Origin of the sequence: Brachyspira intermedia PWS/A, assembly GCF_000223215.1 — a bacterium.
In the GTDB taxonomy this organism is placed as follows: Bacteria; Spirochaetota; Brachyspiria; order Brachyspirales; family Brachyspiraceae; genus Brachyspira; species Brachyspira intermedia.
In genome coordinates, this window is sequence record NC_017243.1 from 2,691,888 (window position 1) to 2,713,910 (window position 22,023).

Genomic DNA, 22,023 nt, shown 5'->3' on the forward strand with positions numbered 1-22,023 from the left:
TCATCTTATTCTTGATTCCATTATATCAATTATATCATTATTCTTGAAATATACACTGAATATATTTTCATCATCTCCGCAGTCAACCTTGGAATCTATACTGCCGTCTTCATTAATTTTTATTAGTATTTTATATATCTCCAAATTATCATACCAATTATCATCTACATCTATAAACATAAAATCGCCGTAAGCTGTTTTTAATTGATCTCTGGAATCTGATAATATAGAAATATGATCTTTTAAATTATTAATAATATCTTCTAACTTCCAAACTTTATGAATACCTATATCAAATAAACTTTCTAATTGTTTACCAAAAATTTTCATAGGTTTAAATACTTTATATAATTTCCAATCATCTTCATTTATATTTGCAGCTTCTACATCTACTAAGTCTTCTACATTTATCATAATCTTCTCCGTCATTTTAGAATAGTTTTTATAAATAGTTTTTAATTGATTTTCTCATTTATCATATATTTTGTTTATTACATATAATGAAGGTAATGTAATTACTGAAAATATAATTATACTATAAAAAATACCCTCTACATCTAAATTATATTTTTTACTATAAATCATTTCTGTTTCTTTTCTAAAAGGTGTTGGCTTGCTGTCTCCATCAGGTCCTTTGCATTCTTTTTCTGAAAACATTACAAGAAGCATAAATGATAATATAAATAAATATTTTTTCATAAATAAAATCTCTTTTAGTTTTACAGCATATAATTTTTAGTATATTAAAAAAAGTTAATATGTCAACACTTGAATAAAAGCTAAATAAAATTTATTTACAATATAGAATAATGATTATTACAAATATAAAATGTAAATCACCAGTTTTTACTTATAACCTCATTATAAGTTGGTATGGAATCTATTGCCCCTTTTCTAGTAACAGTTATATTAGAAACTTTTGTAGCAAAAATTATAGCTTCTTCTATAGATTTATTATCAGCTATCATTCTTACAACTCCACCAAGAAAACTATCACCTGCTGCAGTAGTATCAATTACATCAACATCATATGCATCAAAATGTTTTCTTCCTTCTTTATTTATAAAATCGCATCCATTAGCACCTAGAGTAAGTATTATATTTTTAACTCCGCATTCAAATGCATAATCTATGCCTCCTATAATATCTATCTCTGTTTCATTAGGTATCAATATATCAACATAGCTTAAAAAATCTCTGCTTAGCTTTACAGATGGAGAAGGATTTAGTACAACTGTTTTTCCTAGCTTTTTAGCAATATATGCAGCATATTCAGCTATTTCTAATGGAATTTCAAGCTGCATTACTATAATATCATATAAAGATATTAATTCTTCTTTTATATCATCTTTTGTAATTAAAGCATTAGCTCCTTGCGCCACAATAATATTATTTGCTCCATAATCAGTAACAGTAATAACAGCAATACCGGTAGAAACATTATTTTTTATTATTAAATTATCAGTATTAACATTATTAGAAATTAGAGCATTGCATAAATCTTTCCCGAAACTATCATCTCCTACAGCTCCGAGTATGCTTACATCACCGCCTAATTTTCCTATAGCACAAGCCTGATTTGCACCCTTTCCTCCATTTCCTGTATAAAAATTGCTTCCTAATATAGTTTCTCCTTCTTTAGGAAAACGAGGAGCTGTTACTACTAAATCTTTATTTATGCTTCCTATAATTAAAATCTTTTTACTCATATACAAACCCTAATTCATTTAAAAATTTATCATTTTGCATTTACAGTGTTATTTAAAGCAAAATCATTAGCACTTTCTTGATCTTTTTTATCATAATCTTTAAGAGGTATTTTATTTCTTATAGCAGCGTAAATTGTAGGAACTATGATTAATGTAAACATAGTAGAAACAACAAGCCCTCCTAATAATGCTATAGCTAAAGGCTTATACATTTCATTTCCGCTTCCTATACCCAAAGTCATAGGCAATATACCTAATATAGTGGTAAGAGTTGTCATAAGTACAGGTCTTAATCTTCTTTTTCCAGCAAGCAATGCAGATTCATCTCCATTTATATGTTTTTCATGCATAAGCTGATTCATATAATCTATTAATACTATACCATTATTAACAACTATTCCAATTAAAACTATAAAACCTATAGCACTATAAGCATTGAGTGTGGTATTAGTTATAAATAAAGCAATTAGAGAACCGGCAAATCCGAAAGGTATTGCAAATGCTATTACAAATGGTGCTATCAAAGATTCAAATTGACTAGCCATAATAGCATAAACTAAAACTAAAGCTAAAACCAAAGCCTGTATTAGCTGAGAAAAAGCTTCATTCATATCCTCATAATCTCCGCCATAATTTATAGATATGCCGTTTGGTATGAATACATTATTATCTATATTATCTTTTATTTCAGAAATAACCTCATTTAAAGGTCTTTCATAAACATTAGCGATTACAGTTGTAAATCTTTTTCTGTCTTTTCTATATATTCTATTAGGTCCATAACTTTTTACTATATCTGCTATTGAGGATAATGGAATCAATACTCCTTTTACAGGTATACTCACTTTTTTTACATCATCTATTGTAACCTTATCAATATTTTCTAATTGAACATTAACATCTATATCTGTAAAGTCAGAATTTTCAGGTGTTATTGTAGTAGCTGTTCTTCCTGCAAAACTTGTATTTATTATTCTTGCTACATCATTAACTTTAAGCCCCATTTTAGCAGCTATATTTCTATTAACATATATTTGAAGTTCTCTGTTTGATTCATCAATATCAACCATTGCCCCTCTGACACCTTCTATATTTGATATTGCACTAACTATTCTATCTCCAAGTTCTTTTGCCTGAGCAGCATCATCTCCAAGCATCTCTATTCTTATAGCCTCGCCTGTTCCTCCTCCTGAAGCTGAACCTAATGCATTAATATTTATTCTGGCTGGATATTTCTGTAGTTTTTCTCTTGTAAGTTCAACATAATCTTCAATAGTACCTTTTCTTCCTTCGCTTTTAGATTTTAATTCTATTCTTATATTAGCATTATTTGCCTCATCACCTTTTCTTATTCTTGACTGAATTTTTACTAAATCATCTTTAACTATTTCTCTTATATCATTTTCCATAAGTTCAATGAATGACTGAGTCTGTTCGTATTTGGTACCTATAGGCATAGTTATACGAACCATAAACTGACCTTCATCTGTTTTAGGAAATCCTTCCTTGCCAATAAACATCACTCCTAAAAATATTACAGTAAATACTAATATCATAGATGGTATTAATACAGTCTTTTTTCTTCTTATTGAAAAATGCAAAATTTTATCATAGAGTTTACTCATATTATCATGTATGTATTTATTGCTTAAAGCTTCAAATTTTGAAAAAAGTTTTAATTTTTTATTCGTTATAAGTCTTGCACCAAGCATAGGCACTATTAATATAGCAACTAATAAAGAGGCTATCATTGATACTGTAACAGTAATGCATAAATCTCTGAAAACCTGACTAACCATACCTTCAATATATAAAAATGGAAGGAATACGGCAATAGTTGTAAAGGTAGAAGCTGAAATAGCAAGCGATACTTTATGAGCTCCATTAATAGCTGATGAATACTTTCCATATCCATGATGTCTGTAATAAAATATATTTTCAAGCACTACAATAGAATTATCAACCATCATTCCTATTCCAAGTACAAGCCCTGAAAGAGATATTACATTTAAAGTAACTTTCATAAAATACATAAGTGTAAAAGTTACTATTATAGAAATAGGTATTGATATAGCTATTATTGATACAGTTCTTATATTCCACATATAAATCATAAGCACTATAACAGCAAAAAGTCCTCCCTGCCAAGCAGCATCAAGAACTCCTGCTATAGCCTCATTTATACTATCGGCTGTATTAAACATTATTTCATATTTTACGCCTTGAGGAAAATTATATTCTTCTAATTGCCTTATTACATTTTTTGAAACTTCTGCTGTATTAGCTCCGGATTCTTTACTTACAGCTATTGATATAGAATTTTCTCCATTAATCTTTATTATATTAACATCATCATCATAACCCTGATAAACTTCTGCTAAATCCTGTATTTTTACTACAGAAGCATTTCCCATACTATCTTTTTTTAAACTGATAATTGTATTTTTTATATCATCAACACTATTTATCTCTCCCATTGTTCTTATTGTATATCTGTAAAAACCCTGATTAGCCTGCCCACCTACTAAGTTATTATTATCTCTTGCAAGTACAGAAGCTATTTCATTAATATTTATATTATATGCTTTTAATCTATTCAAATTAACATCAATTTTTATCTCATTTTTTAATCCGCCTAAAACTTCAGCCTGAGCAACACCTTTAGCCTGTTTTATTTGCGGAGCTATTTGATTATCTGCTATATTATATAAAGCTGCCTGATCATTCATTCCATAAACAGCAACTTCCATCAATGAAATATCATCTGTGCTGAATTTTCTTATTATAGGTTTTTCAGCATTATCCGGAAGCAAATCTACAACCTGTTCCAATGCCTCTCTTATATCTTCTGAAGCATCATTTAAATCTGTTCCCCAGTTAAATTCTATAGTTACATCTGATGCATTCTCTCTTGATGTTGAAGTGATTTCTTTTATATTATTTACTGTAGCTACAGCACCCTCAATGATTTTTGTAACTGATTTTTCTATCTCTTCAGGACCGGCATTTTTATACCTTGTATATATGCTTACATAAGGAACTTCAATACTAGGCATAAAATCTATTGATAGTTTTGATAGGCTTACAATACCTAATATAATTACTGATACAATAACCATAAGTATAGTTACTGGTCTTTTTACAACTGTTTCTATTATTGTCTTCATAATCAAACTGTTTTCTTAATTTGTATTCTATAATACCTTATCAAATATTATAGCATATTAGACGGTAAAATGTAAAAAAAGTTTCAGGCATATACTAATAAATTAAATAATCTATATTAATTAAACCATTTTTTAATTACATTTCAATGAAATATCATAGAATACTTATTCAAATATTATGCCATTATTGATATTTAATACATTATAGCAAGTAAATATCATTTAATAATAAATATTAAAAAATATATAAAATTGTATTGATTTTTTACAATATTTATTTATAATAAAATAAATTTAATAATACATTTAAATTCGTATTTAAATGTGTAAAAGCATGTAATTATATTTTACGTTTACTACAATTATATGAAATAAACATTAATAATGTTTATATAAAAACAATCAAAAGGAGTTCAAATTATGAACAAAAAAATTTTATCTATTATTTTCACTTTATTTTTAGCAGGGCTTTTATCTGTAAGCTGTTCTAATAAGGACACAACAGGTACAGGCGGAAACAATGACAATGGAGGCGCAAGTACTACTACAACAATTCCAACAGGTACACAAGATGGCGAAGGTGTAGATACAAGTTATCAATATAAATATGCTTCTACTGCAGATTACGGCGGTCTTGAATTAACAGTTGATGGCAAACTTAGTCAGACTCTTACTACTCAAGATCAATTACAGATAAGTACTTCTACAGACAAAGATCCAAATTTACAAGGAGAATATGTTGGAGGAGTATTAATAAAAATGCCTCAATTAACATCCTTAGGATTTAAATCAGATCTTATAAGAATACTTCCTAAAAATATAAAAAGAAATCCTGGATATGGATATGATATACATGCAGTTTATGTAATCAATAATACTAATCCGGAAGAAAGATTAGAATATGTTGAATTACAAACTACAGGAATACAATTTGGTAGTAGTTTCATAACTATGAATGGCGATATTACATTAACAAAAACTACAATAGTAAAAGAACAAGATAAAGATCCTGTTACAACTAAAGTTATTTATGCATTAAAAGAGAACAAAATAAAAGCAATTGAAAAAGCTAATAGTGTAACTCCTATAGCAGGTACTCCAGTAAATCCTCAATAAATAAGACAATGGCTTCCTATTTATAAATAAAAAATATTAAAAAAGGGTTTTACTTTATTATACAAGTAAAACCCTTGATTTTTAGTATCAAAATAAAATTATAATTAATAAAAATGGGTTAATATTATCTTTTAATAATAAATTTACAAATATAAAAAGGATTATAAAAATAATGAAAAAAATAAATATACACTTTATTTTTGCTTTATCTTTAATATGTTTATTTTATTTTAATAAAAACTCATATACTCAATCAAAACAAAATACTATCAAAGTGCCTGAATATGGAACAGGTATAAATAAAAGCTGGAATGACAGATTTTGTGTAGGGTTTGTACAAATAACTAAAAATGGCTCCTCTTTAGGTGAAACACAAATGAGAGTTTTAGGTTCTAAAAATACATACAGAGATAACGGCACTTTATTAATAAAACTGCCTTTAGAAGATCTATATATAAACAGTGAAATACAGGCAAAAAATATAGTTGAAATGTCTTCATCAGAATTTTCTGTACATGCAGTAATATATGCAGAAAATAATGATACGCCTATAATATTTAAAACATCAACTTTTATATATGAAAGATCAGAGCTTTATATAAATGCTTCTCTCTCTATAAAAAATGATGTATATTATATAAAAGGCACATTAAAACATAATCCTAATTTTAGAGAATAAAAAATAATTAATTATTTATAGGAATTTTTAATAATTAATATTATAAGGAGAATACATATGAAAATAAAATTATTAATAATCTTTTTTGCATTAGTGTTTATTTCATGTCAAAGCAAAGAAGATGGTTGGTTTAAAAATGCCGGAAATAAATTTTATACCAATACAAAAAATCAATCTATATTATTCATAGCCGATAAAGTATTAGTTGGTGATGAAAAAACTATAATAGATCCTCTAGGTTCATTAATAACTTTAGCTACAACTTATGTTAAAGAAATAAAAAGCAAAAACGAAGCAACATATACTATGGAGTTTTTTGGAAATCAGGATTTTAATTTCAAGCTTGAAGGAAATACTCTTAATGCTTTAATCAATGGAGAAGATGTAAAATTTTATTATAATGATGAACTTACTAAAAAATATTATACTAATATAACAGCTATGCAAAAATGGATTGAAGAGTATAATGCTACTAATACCAAATAATTAATTCTTCTATTATTCAAATATTCAAAGCTGCAAAAGTATTAAATATATCATTATAATACTTTTGCAGTGATTTTTTTATAATAAAATCATCTAGTAAACATCTTTATAAATCTTTCTCTATATTTGTAAGTAAGTAATTTTTTATTATATAATTCTGCTAATTTTTTTATTTCTGTATTATCCATTTTTTCTGTATCTATTGCATATATATAGCTGTCTTCTTTGAAACCCTTTACCATAATATTAATATAGTTATTAAATTTCTTATCTAAGAATAATTTAAAGAACATTATAGAGCTTGTAAGTATAATAGAATTTACTATAACATATATAAGTATAAACATATAATAAGGATAAATAAATTCCTTACCGCTTCCCATAAATAAAAATCCGTTTCCCTGCATTATAGCAACTTCAAAAAGCAAATGCATACTTTCAAAATTATCCCAATCTTCTGCTCTGTATTTTAGATCATTATCATAATACACAATAACCATATCATAACTTTTAGCAAAACCCTCATATTCAAGATCATCAGTTTCTGCATTCTGAGAAAATGCAAGTCCTGCTTCATATATTATTTCATTCTTTTTATCTCCATATGAAGTGATTATCTTATCATCAAATACCCAATTTATTATTCCATACAATACTATAAATATAACAGCCATTATCACAGAAACAACTATAATAAAATTTGAAGATATCAAAGAATAAAAAGTGTTCTTATTTTCAATGCTAAACAAATAGAAAAAGTATATTATATGAGATATATAAAAAACAAATAGAACATGATAACCTCTAGTGAGAAAAGAAGCTATAAGATTCTCTCTCAAAAAAACTCTGTTCAAAGAAAAAAAGTTAGTAATATAAAAAAGTCCTAATATAGACAGTATAAAAGGTACTAAATATATTATTAAATAGAAAAAAGTTTCAATTCTAGAATATCTATTTAATTTATAAAAAAACACACATACAAAATAAAAAGAGCATACAAACTCTATAATCATTAATACCCTCATAATATAAGCAGGTACATTCAAAATCATATATGCACACATTGATATTATAGTCAAAGATGATACAGCAGATACTATAAAGGTAATATTATATTTACTTAATTTTTCCACTTTATTTCTCCTGTTTTTGCTTTATCATATATAACTCTAATCATCTTATAATCCAAACCTAAGAAAGAAGCATTATTAACTAAATTATACAAAGCACTTGAAAATATAGGCTGAGTATTTTCCATAATTTTATCAGTATAAGGATATGATGCCATTATCCTTGACAAATTAAAAAGTATTGCTATTAACTTAGATGAAGAAGAAAGCTCATCATTTGTCATAGAATAAGGAATAACACTTTTTGCTGCTATTGCTATGAATATAGGATTAATATGCTCCAAAGTAGATATATTAGATATAGAATGTTCTATCATTTCTCTAGCTTTATCTATGAATTCTTTTTGTTCATATTTATATTCATAGTATATTGGAAGAGATGCTATATAGCTTGTATGCATTACATCTCTTAATACTAAAAGTATAGAGATATAATTAACTAATTCTTCATTATTTAATTCAAACTTATCATCATTTATTATTTTATCTTCTTCACCATTTCCTTTAATCCAAGATATGGATAATATTTGTTTTATTATATCATTTTCAAATATAGTATATGTGTACGATATGTAATCCAAAAAAGATTCATTAGTATTTGATCTTTTTACTATATTAATGATAGACTCCCTTTGCATTTCTATAGTATCATCAGAGCCGGGTATATGAGATAAAAAATTAAAGTTTATAACATTCTCTATATAGTCTATAAACTTTTCATAAGCATCATTTCCTACAAGCACTTTTTAATATCCTAAAAATTAAATTTTCCTTATATGTTTGTACCATTTTCGGAAACTTTAAAAAAATCACTAAATATTTTAAAATGTATATATATTTTCAATATTTTTTATAATAGTTGATTTATTTATATTTTATGGTATTTTATTATAAATCATTAAATTGGACTTCTTTATATGGAAAACGAACAAAATAACATTAATGATAATAATCCTAAGAATCGTAAAAAAATTAGAAGAAAAATCAAAAAAATTCTAAAGAAACGAAGAAAACAAAAAAGAATCAATTATATAAATAATCTTCCATTGATAAGATTTATGTCCAATATAGACAGCAAATTATTTTTAAAAATATTCAAAGATAATAGAAAAGGTCCTGTAAAAAGCTTCATGAAATTCATGAGCAGAATGGGAGACGGATATATATGGATGATAATCTATTTAATATTCTATATGTTCAGAATAGATTATGCAGCTTTATATTTTTCAAGAGCAGTAACAGGAATTTTTATATGTATATTTTTATTTTTATATATAAAAAGTTTCTTCAGCAGAACACGCCCTTATAAAAAACATCAAAAAACACCTATTATGTATCCGCCCGATAAACATTCTTTTCCATCAGGACATACAATGGTAGCTTTTTCGGTATCATTTTCTATGGGCAGTTATAGTTTATATTCAGCTTTGTTATTTTATCCTATAGCTTCTCTTATAGCATTCAGCCGTGTATATGTAGGGCTGCATTATCCATTTGATGTAGTATTCGGTATAATTTTTGGTACTTTAATAGGACTTTTAGCAAATGTTATATTCTTCTATATTACCGGACTTCCTATAATAGGTCATTTATAATTCTTTTTATTAGATTTCATACTTTTAAGAATTTCTCTATTTTCTTTTTTAATTTTTTCTTTAATTTATTTGAGTCAATCATATTTCTCTTTTCAGATATAAAAATATAATATCCATTTTTTTCTTTTACTTTTACTCCTCCAAATACAGATGAAAGTTTATTTTTATACCAATCAAGCCTTTTAGTTACCATTATAAATTTACCATTCAATGCTAATTTATAAAATCCTGATTCTATAAAATGCTTTGCCACAGAAAAATCCGTATGATAAGGAGGATTTGAAAGTATCATAGAAAAGTCTTTATCTGCTATATTTTTTAATCCGTCGCTTTGTATAATATTAATATTTGAAACATCATTTAAAACAGCATTATGCTTTGACATTTCCACAGCTTCAGTATCTATATCGCACATAACTACCTTATCTTCGCCTATTATTTTTGCCGCTAATATGCCTACAAAACCGTATCCGCAGCCTAAATCTAGGATTTTACTTTCATTTTCAAAATTCACCTCATCAATCATAGATAATGTTCCTATATCTATATTTCTAGGCGAAAAGAGTTTATCACTTGAATTAAATTTTAAATCAATATTTTTTATAGTAATTTCAATATCATACATTTAAAGTATTTTATAATCGTTTATATAAATTGTCAATTTTTATTTATTGGTATAAATTCAATAAAATATATTTCCGATAATTTATATATGTTTAAAGTAGATATTATATTAAAAGGAAGAGTTCAAGGCGTAGGCTTCAGATACTATGCTAAACAGGTGGCCGATGAAATGAAAATCGGCGGAAAAGTGTGGAATAATTATGACGGTTCTGTAGAAGTAATAGGATATTTACAAACTAAAAATGATATTGATGAGTTTGTAGAAAAAATAAAAATAGGACCTCAAATGTCAAGCGTTAAAGAGGTAACTGTTACGGTTACACCTTCAGACCCTCTTGTAGATGAAGTTTTTGAAATAGCAAATTAAAGCCTTTATATTGAACTAAAAAATAACAATTATGAAAATATTTTTAAATATGCTTCCATTATAGGATGCACCTTTGCCTCGCTTAATTTCGCGGCTGATTATATAGATTATAAAGTAAAAAACGGAGATACTTTATTCGGAATAGCATTCGCTCATGATATGAGTGCAAGCGAATTTTTAAAAATTAATAATATAAAAGATCCGGATAAATATAATCTTAAAGTAGGAGAAGTTTTAAAAGTAAAAGAGAAAGGCTACACCCTTGTATATGATACTGATAATAAAGTTTTCGGCTTGAAAGGAGAAGAAGGAAACTCATATAAAGATTATAAAGTAAAAAACGGAGATACTTTATTCGGTATAGCATTTGCTCATGGAATGACTGCTAATGAATTCCTAGCTATAAATAATATTAAAGATGCCAATAAATATAATCTTAGAGTGGGACAAACTCTTAAAGTGGCAAATAATCAAAAAGAAACTAATTCGCCTTCAAATAATATAATAAATAACAGCAATAATAATGATGATAATAATACAGAAAATTATGATACTTATAAAGTACAAAGCGGTGATACTTTATATGGAATAGCTTTCTCTCATGGTATGACAGCAAGCGAATTTTTGAAAATCAATAATATAGATGATCCTGATAAATATAAACTATATGTAGGTAAAACTATGTATGTTAAATCATCTAAAAAAGAAAATAATTTAAACACTAATAATGAAAAAGATACAGTAAAAGAAATTGAATATTATACTGTAAAAAGCGGCGATACTTTATACGGTATAGCATTTCAAAATGATATTAGTGTAAATGATTTTCTAAAAATTAATAATATAGATGATCCTTTAAAATACAAATTAAGAACAGGCGAAAAATTAAAAATATATGCAAGAGCAAGTGCCTCTAATGCACAAAGCAAAACTATAAAAACATATAAAGTAAAAAGCGGAGATACACTTGGAGAGATAGCATTAAAGAATTCTATGTCTTTAAAAGATTTGCTTCAGTTAAATAATCTCAAAAATAATTATGTACTTAAAGTTGGGGACACTTTAAAAATATATGATAATATTAGTATAGGAAATTCTTCACAGACAACCGCATATAGAACTTTAGAAAATTATAAAGTTAAAAGCGGTGATACTTTAAGCGAAATAGCTTTAGCAAGAGGAATGGATTTAGTAGAATTATATTCTATAAATAATATAAATGATAAATATATTTTGAAAGTTGGAGATACTCTCAAAGTATATGCTAATCCTAAAAAAACAACTACTTTAGTAATATCAAATTATAAAGTACAAAGTGGTGATAGTTTATATTCGATAGCTAAAAAGCATAAAATGGATTTAAGAGATTTAATGCAGCTTAATAATATAAAAAATGCCAATGAATACAAATTATATGTTGGTGCTAATCTAAAAGTAAAAACAGCTAAAATGGTCCCATATTCTTTTAATGATGATTCTATATTGCCTGAAAGTTCTTTTATATGGCCTTATAAAGGTATAATAATTTCAGGATATGGAGTAGCTTCTGATAAACTTGCAAATAGAGGAGTTAATATATTAGGAGATGTTGGAGATAAAGTTGTAGCTTCCGATGACGGAATAGTAGAATATGCTGATAATATAAGAGGATTCGGTACTGTTATAATACTTAAACATAAAAATGGATATAATACTTCTTATGCTCATCTTTCTAAGATAAATGTAAAACTTGGAGATATAGTAAAAAAAGGAGATTATATAGGCGATATCGGTGATACAGGCATGATAGACAGAAGCGAATTATACTTTAAAATTTCTTATCAGGGAAGAGCGGTAGATCCTGTAAAACTTCTTCCTAAAAGTTAAATAAAATTATTCCTACAAAAATAGAATTTTATATAATAAAAAAATAGTAAAACAATTTAATATCTATTGTTTTACTATTTTTTTATTTACTCTCAATTTATTTTATTTAATATCATTTTACTTACCATGACCAAATTTAAAGAATGACAATTCTTTCACTATATCTTCAGCCATTTTTGAAGTTTTAGCACTAGCTTCAGAGGCTTGTTTTGAAAGTTCTTCATTTTTGATCATTATTTCATTAATAACACCTATATCATTATTAATATTATTTATACGCTCTATCTCTTCATTTGAAGAAGCTGATATATCCAAAAGTATAGAAGAAGTTTCAACAGAACTTTTTGCTATACTATCCAATGTTTTAGAAGTTCTTGAAACTGAAATACTTCCATTATCTATTTTATCTACAGCATTTTCAACTATAACAGTAATGTCTTTTGTAGCCTGTGAAACAGTAGTAGCCAATTTTCTTATCTCACTTGCAACAACCGCAAAACCTCTGCCCTGCTCTCCTGCCCTTGCTGCTTCTACTGCCGCATTGAGAGCTAGTATATTAGTCTGCAATGCTATTGATTCTATAGACTTTGTTATCTCGAATATCTTTTTACTTGAAGCCTGTATTTCATTCATATTGCTTTCTATTTCATTTATAGTTTGAACACCTGTTTGAGTTGTATTCTCCATCTTTTCCATAGAATCTTTAGAGGTAGCAACACTTATTGATGATAAATTAATTGCTGTTGCTATATCTTTTAAAGCCTCATCAAGTTTTTCAAGATTAACCGCCTGTATATAAGCTCTTTCAAGCAGCTTCTCACTTGATTGTGATATCTCTACACCTACAGCATTAATATCTTCTATTGCTTTTTTTATTTTAAATATTAATTTTCCAATATTCGCTTCCATTTTATCTATAGCACGAGCTAAATCACCTGCTCTATTACCCTTTGATAATATAGATTTATCTATTCTATATGAAAAATTACCGTCTGCCATATTATCAATAGCCGTAATTGCCATATCCAAATATTTTGAAAGAGGAAGCAGAACAATAGTTGTTAAGAATAATCCCATAACTAATAAAAATATAAGCATCAATAAAAATATAAAAAACGTTTTATTAAAAATAGATTTATAATCGTCTAAATTTCCTTTAACAGCTAAAGCCATCTTAGTATTAGGTATTTGACGAATAGAATACCAATTATTATTTTTTATTTTAATAGGCGAAGCTATATTATTAACATATTCTTCAGCACCTTCAAATGTATTATCAGTATTAAATATAGTAACTCCTTCTTTTAGCACATAATCAGGATTGCTATGCTTAATATAAAGACCATCAGATGTAATAATGAATATATTATTTTTATCTATATTGCCCTCTGTTCTTACATTACTTACACTTGAAAAATCTATGCCCATAACACCTTTCAATCTTCCATTAGTATAAACAGCCTTTGAAAAAGTGATTAAAAGTTTTTGTGTATTAAAATCTATATAAGGCTCTGTAATATATATTCCATTAGTACTTAAAGCACCTTTATACCATACTCTTGAAGTTTGATCATAATTAGTAGGATATTGATGTGTTACACTTAAAAATAATCCGCCTTCTGAAAATGGAACTGTAGAACCATAAAGTATATCAAAAAATTCCTGTCTTTTATTATAAACATTACTCATAGATAAACCAATTTCATAAGGAGTTAAATCAGCTACGGCATAAGAATCAAGCATATTTAATACCAAATTTACATTATCAATATCTCTTTGTATATAGTATCCGATTTTATCTATATTTATTGATATCTGTTCTAAATAATCAGATTTATAAGCTTTCGTAAACAAAACAAATATAATAGCAGATGTTATTATAATAAATAAAGAATATGGAATTATTAATTTTAATAAAAGCTTAATATTATTTTTCATTTTATTCTAATCCTTATTTGAACTTTTAAACTGAAAGAAAGAAAGTTCATCTACTATTTCATTTACTATTTTAGAAGCTTTAACACTAGATTCAGCACTTTCATTTGCAAATTTAGCATTGCTCATTGTAATATCATTAATCTTTGCTACTATATTATTAATATTATCTATGCCTGATTTTTTATCATTAGACATTTTGTATATTTCTGATAAAGAATTTGAAGATTCTAAAGAAGATGATTCTATGCTGTTAAGAACTTCAGATGATTTGCTTACGAATTCACTTCCATGCTCTATCTTTGAGACAGCACCTTCAACTATACTTGTAATATTATCAGCCGAATTAGTTACTGTTTGAGCAAGCGAACGAACCTCACTAGCAACAACAGCAAAACCTCTTCCTTGATCTCCTGCACGTGCTGCTTCTACTGCCGCATTAAGAGCAAGTATATTTGTCTGCGAAGCTATTGCCTGTATGGTTTCTATAATATGAGCAATTTGATTACTTGCCTCTGTTATCTCATTCATATTATCTTTTATTTCACCAATCATTTTAACACCAATTTTAGTGTTCTCAAAAGATTCATCACTCATAGTCTTTGCATAGTCAGTTTTTTTAGAAGCATATTCTATAGAAGAAGAGATTGAATTTATAGCATCTATTAAATTATTTAAAGACACACTCTGTTCATTAGCCTTATTTGATAATTCAATGCTTACATTTGCTATAGCTTCTCCATTTTTATTAACCTCTTCAACTCCTGTTTTTATTTTATACATAGTCTTTCCAATATTTCTCTGCATCTTTTCCATAACACTAGAAAGTCTTCTTGCACTGCTATCCATTAATTTATGCTCTTTGATTCTTGAAGTAAAATCGCCATTAGCCATATTTTCTAGGCTAACTATAATATCATCTAATCTGTCAGAAATAGGAATCAAAGATATAGAAACAATTATAAGCTCTCCGATTATAAATAATATTCCAAAAGCAATTAAGAATAATATTAAATATCTAATTAAACCAAAATAATACGATGCATCCCCCTTAACTGCTATATACCAAGGAGCATTATTAACTTTTTTTACTGTATACCAATAATTATCTTTTATATATATTCCTGAGTCTTCCATATTATTTTTATATGATGAAAATAAATTATCATTAAAAACAAGCATCTTAGGATTCATAAGATATTCATTATTTTCATGAGTTATGTATAATCCATCTTCAGTAATTACATTTATAGAATCTATAAAATCATTATTAGCATTTCTAATAACAGTATTCATATTATCAAAATCAATACCAAAATATCCTGCTAATCTATTATTAATCATTATCTTATTTATAAATGTTATAACTAAATTACCTGAATTAAAATCAATATACGGTGCTGTTATATATAAACTATTCTGACTTTTTGAAGCATTTATATACCATTCTCTTGCTGTTTGATCATAATTACTAGGATATGTTATTCTTGAACTTATAAATGTACCTCCTCTGCTATAAGGTACTGTATTGCAGTAAAATACATCAAAATAATTACCGAATTTTTTTACATTAGTAATACTTTGCGCTATATTCGGAGTATTAATGCCTATTTCTGCATAAGAACTTAAAAAGGTTAGAGAATTTACAATATCATCAACTCGGCTTTCTATATCACTTTTTGCTAATTCTACATTTAATGATATTCTATTGAAATAGAATTCTTTATTTAAAGGAATAAATATTGAGAGTAAAATAACAGCTATTATTGATATAAAAATGATGTATGGAATTGTAAAACTTAATATTAGTCTAATTCTATTTTTCATAATCATTCCAAATATACGTTTTGAAATATGATATAAAATTTAGCGAAAAAATTCAAGATAAAAATATCTAAAAAAGATATTGTTTTAATTTTTAATATAATTTTAATGTTGACAATTTTTTTATAAATGATAAGATAAACTAATATTTGTTCTTTGAAAGGGGATGCTCCGGCTTCGACTGCGATGGTTGGAACATATTTTGCATAGTCGTGCTAGGTGTATGCACGTTAATATCATACCGAAAAATAAGTGCAGACGAATATGCACTCGCAGCTTAATTGAAGTTGCCGCTGATTAAGTGATTTGTCTATGGGTTACTTTTTCGGTGCCAAAACACATAGAACTTGTATTAGGTGCCGTATGAGCCTAATATTACGTACACTCATGCTAGTCTTATAGTTTTTCTGCTTGTCTTCTACCTATAAGGCGAAACCTTCAAAGATAAGATATGCTATGTAGACGAATATGGTACGCTTCGTAGGACGCGGGTTCGAGTCCCGCCATCTCCAATTTTTCTTGTACCGCTATTTAAGAGATTTTCAATTATGAAAATAGATTTTAATCTTATCAAATATATTTTTGATTTTATAGATAATAGTTCTTCTTATCAAATCATTGGAAGCAGTTTGTCAAAACAATTTGATGTATACAATGAAAATAAAATACCAGAAAATGATTTAGATGAATCAAATCAAGAAATAGAAAAAGATTATCAAAATAAAAGAATTAATTTTATAAATCACATACAAGTTTTATATGATAATAAATGTTTAGGAATACCTTATTATCCTGTAAGTATTGAAGATTTATCAGACGCTTATATAAGAATAATGCCTAATGGTTATGAATTATTATACATATTAAATAATTATAATCTTGAAGAAGAAATAAATAAAAATATACCAATATCAATCATAATAAAAAAATATCAAAATGAAATATTAAAAAAATAAAACTATTAGTATATTTCTGTAATATTGATTATTTTTACATAAGTGATATTATTTAAATAAAGTTTCTTAATTATATGGTTTTCACAATGAAAAATATTTCAAAAATTACATTAATAATATTATTTATTTTATCTTCAACCCTTTTAGCTCAATGGGAAGTTAATATTGATAATGACTTAATGTTTATGATGAATTTTGACAAAGAAAATGAATCTGTATTGGCTATTGGTGTAGATACTTCTATTGTTGATGATATTCTATCAGTATATGATGATAGTCAAATTGCTGCGGTAGCATTTTATAGTGATAAAATAATACCTAATGATAATTTATATTTACGCATAAAGAAAAAATCTAATAATTATATTACTTACTCTATTTCTGAGGAGGATATAATTGAAAATGATGAATCAATATATATTGGTATAGGAATAAAAACTGAAAATGGTATCAGAGCCAACAATCTAATAAATATACTGCTTGATTCATCAGAGCTTGAATTGTATAGAGATGATGAATTATTAGGATATTTTAACTTAAAAGATTTAAAAGATATATTAAAGGAAAATCTCGGTAATACAGAGTGGTATAATCAAAAAATAAAGAATTAACATTTTTAAATAGTGCTGCATTATTTTTTACATTATATTAAATAACCATATTTTAGTAAAATAAATTAAATAAAATGTATTTTTTATTAAAAAGCAATAAAAAAGAGTATGCATATTAAATATACATACTCTTTTATTTTTAATTACTTTCACTTAAACAGAATAATTTAACTGTATATTCTGAAATCCATTTCTGGGAATATATCATCACGCCATTCTATTTTGCTTAGCCATTCTTCGTTTAAATCTCTGTTTTTAATAGCATAATAAAGATCAGTAAATCTTTTTATATATAATTTTGTAGTATTAACAGCATAATCAACCATAGTACCTGTATGCATAATGAAAGCCCAGTCACTACTTTGAGCAAGAAGCAATTCACGGGCTGCCTGATTCAATGCTCTCTCATAAAGACCTGTTTCATTATAGTAGTCATGAGCTAATTCTATCATTCTTTCAGCAGCTTTATGCAAGTGTCTGTATATCCAGCCATTAGTACCATTAAGCCATACTTCTCCGTATCCGTTAGCACCCCAGCTTGACATTGAAGGCATTGATATTTGGTTTACCGGATGTCTTTCCAAATATTCTTTAGGTGTAATAGTTTCTATTGTATTTTGATCATAATGAATCTTTCTCATTAAGAACTCTATAAACATAGGGCCTTCATACCACCAGTGTCCGAATAATTCAGCATCATAAGGAGATACTACTATAGGAGGTCTGTCCATAACAGAATCTAAATATTCAATTTGCTTTTCTCTATTGAACATAAAGTTTCCAGCATGATCTCCTGCAGCTTCCATAGCCCATTCAGGATTATAAGGTTCTTTAGCACAGTCTTTACCTGTGATTCTATAGTATTTTATTCCTGTATTCTTTCTAAGTCCATTGCTTTGTATGAAATCCTTAATATACTCGAAAGGCAAATCATAACCTATATCTCTATAGAATTCTCTGTATCTGAAATCGCCTGGATAACCTACTTCGGCACTCCATACACTTCTTGAACTCTCTATATCTCTTCCGAAAGCTGCAACCCTACTCTCTCTAGAACAGTATAAAGGAGCATAAACACCATATTTAGGTACTTTATCAGCATACATTATACCATGAGTATCAACAAAGAAGTATTTAATACCATTATTGGCAAGATGCTTTTCAAGTCCTGGGAAGAAACCGCATTCACCAAGCCATATCCCTGTAGGCTTTCTACCCAAATGTTTTTCATGGGTTTTTACAGCCATTTTTAATTGAGCTTCTATTGCCTTAGGATATTCCTGCATAAATGGGAAAAATCCATGAGTAGCACCGCAAGTAATTATCTCTAAATTACCTCTTTCTAAAAAATATCTGAATCCATTTAATAAGTTTTTATTATACTTATAAACAAATATATCTCTTATCTTTTTAAACTTATCTCTGTAAAATTCAGCTGTATGATGAAAGTTAGGATCTAATGAAGTTCTCTCACATTCCAATTCTGACAATTTTATTAATTTCTCTATATATTTAACATATCTATTTTGAAGCAATTCATTAGCTAACATATTCATAAGAGGTGGAGTTACACTCATAGTTATTTTAAAGTTTACTCCATCATTAACCATTCTATCATAAGCATCTAATAGAGGTATATACGTTTCAGTTATGGCCTCATATAACCATTCTTCCTCCAAAAAATTTTCATGTTCAGGGTGTCTCACATAAGGCAAGTGAGCATGCAGCACTAAAGCTAAATAGCCTTTTGACATAATTATTCCTTAAATTTAAAATGTTATATAAATAGTATATAAAATATAAATATTAAAATCAAGACTTTCAATATACTTATTATTAAAAAATAAAAACCATTAATAAATTTATGCTAAGAATATGCACATATATATTACAAATCTTTACAATTCTTACAGATACCAGTGAATACAATATCATGCTTGAATATTTCTACATCATATTCTTTGGAAACTAATTCATCTAGTTTCTTCTGATATTCCATAGGTATATCTGATAATTTTTTACATTTACTGCATTGAAAATGATAATGATCATTTGTTATATGATCAAAACGAACAGCATCATCTATTATAGATAATTTCTGTATCTCTTTAGTTTCTGACAGTAAATTCAAATTTCTGTATACTGTGCCCAAACTTATAGATGGGAAGTTTGGTTTTATATGATTATAAACTTCTTCTGAAGTAGGATGATTTTTTAGCTCTCTTACAGCATTTAAAATAACTTGTTTTTGTATTGTATTTCTTGTATTATTCATAACCCTAATTTCCTTGCTAAAGCAATTAATAATTAATCTTATTTAGTAATATTATATCAAGTAAATTATTTGTCAGGAAAAAAATCATATTTTATACAAATAACACAGAAAAAAATCATTACAATGGCAATAAATTAACATAATCTATGGATAAATTAATAGTATTTGATACATAAGTTTTTGTTATTACTATTTTATAGTTATCAGTTTTATGAGTATAGATTTCAGCTAAAAGGTTTCCATTTTCATCATCTAAAGACTGTTTTTCTAATTGAGTATTGTTAGAAGATAAACTATCAAAAACGTTTTCAAATAAATTTTCAACATTATCATAACTATTAACTGTTATTTGAGATATAGAATTGCTTCCTGTAAATACTATTAACTCCGCATCATCTTCTCTAATTTTTATATTTTTTTAAAATATTATTAGGTACAAAAGATCTATCCATATCGAACATTTCTGAAAGACTTTCAAAAGAATCTTTAAAAGAAATAGAAGCTAGAGACTTAATATCATTATTACTATAAGCTATCAAATTATAATAAGTAAAAGGATTCTTTATATTGACAACTTCATAAGAATTCATATTTTTATGAATTATATTAGCTATAACTATAAAAATAACTAAAAAGCATGCAAATACTATAAATCTAATTACTCTCATCAACTTCTCTTCAAATCTTTAAACAAACAGCATATATTTGACAGCAGTAAATATATTATAGTTAGCTAGGTATATTATGATTTTCTATAAGTAGTATATCATTAACCTCTTCTATAGAGAATAGAGGCATATCTCCTGCATTATAGTATGAAGGCTTTAATTTAAAAGTTAATACACTTTCATATTGCATAAATTTTTCTGATTCAACAACTATATCAAGTTTAACTTCAACCTCAGTATTAGAATCCACTCTTTTAGGCATAAAGCAGAACATAAATTTACCAGGAACATTACTTGATACTATAGCAGGATTAGGGAAATTAACTCCATAACCTTCTAATATTTTTCCATCTGAGAATATATAAACTAAAGCATTTTCTATTCTTTCAAAATTATTAGAAGCTGTAATATTACCCATTATACTAGGATAAGTTAAATAATATCCGCTTTCATCAATAGAAGGAACTGACTCCAACAATGTATTTTCTTTTCTTCTAGTAACTATTTCACAAGCATCTGCTATGATACTTAATATTTCGGTATTGCTTTGTATAGGATCTTTATTATAACTATGAAGAACTCCTCTTGCACTTGTAACATACTGAGGCTGAACTCTATTTAATGTATACGCTATTATATCCATACGCATATTAGTGTTAACGGGAATATTTTTTTCTCTTAAGTATGAATCTGCTAGTTTTGAAACTTTCTGTTCCATAAGGTTTACTAAATACATAGAAAAAACTCCTCCTAATTAATATATATTATACAAAATAAACTGTTATTTGTCAAAGCAAATTCTATTAATATGAAATAAATTTATGAATTGTCATATAAAAGTTGTTTTATTTATATAATTTTTGTATTAAAATATATTTTTATAAAGAAATTGCTAAAAAATTAAATATAAAATGTATTCTTTACTTGAATATATAAGTGTTTGTATGTATAAAAAACAATGATCTAATATAAGAATATGGTTTTTATAATTAGTAATACAAATCTATCTATTAAT

The 22,023-nt window shown here is 26.6% G+C and carries 21 protein-coding genes and 1 other RNA gene; 9 read left to right on the top strand and 13 right to left on the bottom strand.

Translation table 11 applies throughout. The annotated features are described in order from the left end of the window. The 4 genes from BINT_RS11620 to BINT_RS11635 all read right to left on the bottom strand — a co-directional run bounded on the left by BINT_RS11620 (nt 1) and on the right by BINT_RS11635 (nt 4,876). Nucleotides 1-414: a hypothetical protein gene (locus BINT_RS11620; protein ID WP_014488774.1), complete on the bottom strand. Its 414-nt coding sequence runs from the start codon at nt 412-414 to the stop codon at nt 1-3. A gap of 54 nt (nt 415-468) precedes the next feature. Then, a complete protein-coding gene (locus tag BINT_RS11625) occupies nt 469-699 on the bottom strand; it encodes a hypothetical protein (protein WP_014488775.1) in 231 nt (76 codons plus the stop codon). 137 nt (nt 700-836) lie between these two features. After that, on the bottom strand, nt 837-1,709 hold the full coding sequence (rbsK, locus tag BINT_RS11630; RefSeq protein WP_014488776.1) for a ribokinase: 873 nt from the start codon (nt 1,707-1,709) through the stop codon (nt 837-839). 29 nt (nt 1,710-1,738) lie between these two features. Then, nucleotides 1,739-4,876, bottom strand: a complete 3,138-nt coding sequence (locus tag BINT_RS11635; RefSeq protein ID WP_014488777.1) for an efflux RND transporter permease subunit — start codon at nt 4,874-4,876, stop codon at nt 1,739-1,741. Between the two features lie 420 nt (nt 4,877-5,296). Here BINT_RS11635 and BINT_RS11640 point away from each other — a divergent pair, with 420 nt between their 5' ends. The 3 genes from BINT_RS11640 to BINT_RS11650 all read left to right on the top strand — a co-directional run bounded on the left by BINT_RS11640 (nt 5,297) and on the right by BINT_RS11650 (nt 7,157). Continuing rightward, nucleotides 5,297-5,992: a hypothetical protein gene (locus BINT_RS11640; RefSeq protein ID WP_014488778.1), complete on the top strand. Its 696-nt coding sequence runs from the start codon at nt 5,297-5,299 to the stop codon at nt 5,990-5,992. Nucleotides 5,993-6,164: 172 nt separating this feature from the next. Further along, complete coding sequence (locus BINT_RS11645) at nt 6,165-6,671, top strand: hypothetical protein (RefSeq protein ID WP_014488779.1); 507 nt, start codon at nt 6,165-6,167, stop codon at nt 6,669-6,671. Nucleotides 6,672-6,728: 57 nt separating this feature from the next. Further along, entirely contained in the window at nt 6,729-7,157 is a 429-nt protein-coding gene (locus tag BINT_RS11650) for a hypothetical protein (protein ID WP_014488780.1), read from the top strand. 89 nt (nt 7,158-7,246) lie between these two features. On the opposite strand, the gene BINT_RS11655 is transcribed toward BINT_RS11650, so the two are convergent. Next, nucleotides 7,247-8,290 carry a hypothetical protein gene (locus BINT_RS11655; RefSeq protein WP_014488781.1) on the bottom strand — a complete coding sequence of 348 codons (1,044 nt, stop codon included), beginning with the start codon at nt 8,288-8,290 and terminating at the stop codon, nt 7,247-7,249. Beyond that, nucleotides 8,278-9,030, bottom strand: a complete 753-nt coding sequence (locus BINT_RS11660; RefSeq protein WP_014488782.1) for a hypothetical protein — start codon at nt 9,028-9,030, stop codon at nt 8,278-8,280. The genes BINT_RS11655 and BINT_RS11660 overlap by 13 nt, the downstream gene beginning before the upstream one ends. A gap of 174 nt (nt 9,031-9,204) precedes the next feature. On the opposite strand from BINT_RS11660, the gene BINT_RS11665 reads away from it, so the two are divergent. Then, complete coding sequence (locus tag BINT_RS11665; RefSeq protein ID WP_014488783.1) at nt 9,205-9,882, top strand: phosphatase PAP2 family protein; 678 nt, start codon at nt 9,205-9,207, stop codon at nt 9,880-9,882. A gap of 16 nt (nt 9,883-9,898) precedes the next feature. On the opposite strand, the gene BINT_RS11670 is transcribed toward BINT_RS11665, so the two are convergent. Continuing rightward, entirely contained in the window at nt 9,899-10,507 is a 609-nt protein-coding gene (locus tag BINT_RS11670; RefSeq protein WP_014488784.1) for a class I SAM-dependent methyltransferase, read from the bottom strand. Nucleotides 10,508-10,594: 87 nt separating this feature from the next. Between BINT_RS11670 and BINT_RS11675 the strand changes: the two genes are divergently transcribed. Both BINT_RS11675 and BINT_RS11680 read left to right on the top strand, forming a co-directional pair. Beyond that, entirely contained in the window at nt 10,595-10,873 is a 279-nt protein-coding gene (locus BINT_RS11675) for an acylphosphatase (RefSeq protein WP_014488785.1), read from the top strand. 159 nt (nt 10,874-11,032) lie between these two features. Further along, complete coding sequence (locus tag BINT_RS11680; RefSeq protein WP_014488786.1) at nt 11,033-12,739, top strand: LysM peptidoglycan-binding domain-containing protein; 1,707 nt, start codon at nt 11,033-11,035, stop codon at nt 12,737-12,739. Nucleotides 12,740-12,856: 117 nt separating this feature from the next. Here the strand turns inward: BINT_RS11680 and BINT_RS11685 are convergent, their stop codons facing one another. Continuing rightward, nucleotides 12,857-14,677: a methyl-accepting chemotaxis protein gene (locus BINT_RS11685; protein ID WP_014488787.1), complete on the bottom strand. Its 1,821-nt coding sequence runs from the start codon at nt 14,675-14,677 to the stop codon at nt 12,857-12,859. Between the two features lie 6 nt (nt 14,678-14,683). Beyond that, the gene (locus BINT_RS11690) at nt 14,684-16,501 is read right to left on the bottom strand and encodes a methyl-accepting chemotaxis protein (protein ID WP_041177449.1); all 1,818 of its coding nucleotides are present in this window, start codon (nt 16,499-16,501) and stop codon (nt 14,684-14,686) included. Nucleotides 16,502-16,660: 159 nt separating this feature from the next. Here BINT_RS11690 and ssrA point away from each other — a divergent pair. The 3 genes from ssrA (at nt 16,661) to BINT_RS11700 (ending at nt 18,065) form a co-directional block, all read left to right on the top strand. Continuing rightward, nucleotides 16,661-17,013, top strand: a transfer-messenger RNA (tmRNA) gene (gene ssrA, locus BINT_RS14590). Between the two features lie 33 nt (nt 17,014-17,046). Continuing rightward, entirely contained in the window at nt 17,047-17,454 is a 408-nt protein-coding gene (locus BINT_RS11695) for a hypothetical protein (protein ID WP_014488789.1), read from the top strand. An 86-nt stretch (nt 17,455-17,540) separates the two neighbouring features. After that, nucleotides 17,541-18,065, top strand: coding sequence for a hypothetical protein (locus BINT_RS11700; protein ID WP_041177450.1), 525 nt, complete (start codon nt 17,541-17,543; stop codon nt 18,063-18,065). Between the two features lie 167 nt (nt 18,066-18,232). Here BINT_RS11700 and BINT_RS11705 read toward each other — a convergent pair whose 3' ends face one another. The 4 genes from BINT_RS11705 to BINT_RS11720 form a co-directional block, all read right to left on the bottom strand. Next, complete coding sequence (locus tag BINT_RS11705; protein WP_014488791.1) at nt 18,233-19,819, bottom strand: glycoside hydrolase family 57 protein; 1,587 nt, start codon at nt 19,817-19,819, stop codon at nt 18,233-18,235. Nucleotides 19,820-19,953: 134 nt separating this feature from the next. Continuing rightward, the gene (locus BINT_RS11710) at nt 19,954-20,340 is read right to left on the bottom strand and encodes a Fur family transcriptional regulator (RefSeq protein ID WP_014488792.1); all 387 of its coding nucleotides are present in this window, start codon (nt 20,338-20,340) and stop codon (nt 19,954-19,956) included. Between the two features lie 401 nt (nt 20,341-20,741). Next, nucleotides 20,742-21,008: a hypothetical protein gene (locus tag BINT_RS15210; protein WP_014488793.1), complete on the bottom strand. Its 267-nt coding sequence runs from the start codon at nt 21,006-21,008 to the stop codon at nt 20,742-20,744. 61 nt (nt 21,009-21,069) lie between these two features. Then, nucleotides 21,070-21,744: a late competence development ComFB family protein gene (locus BINT_RS11720; protein WP_041177451.1), complete on the bottom strand. Its 675-nt coding sequence runs from the start codon at nt 21,742-21,744 to the stop codon at nt 21,070-21,072. Nucleotides 21,745-22,023 lie beyond the last annotated feature (279 nt).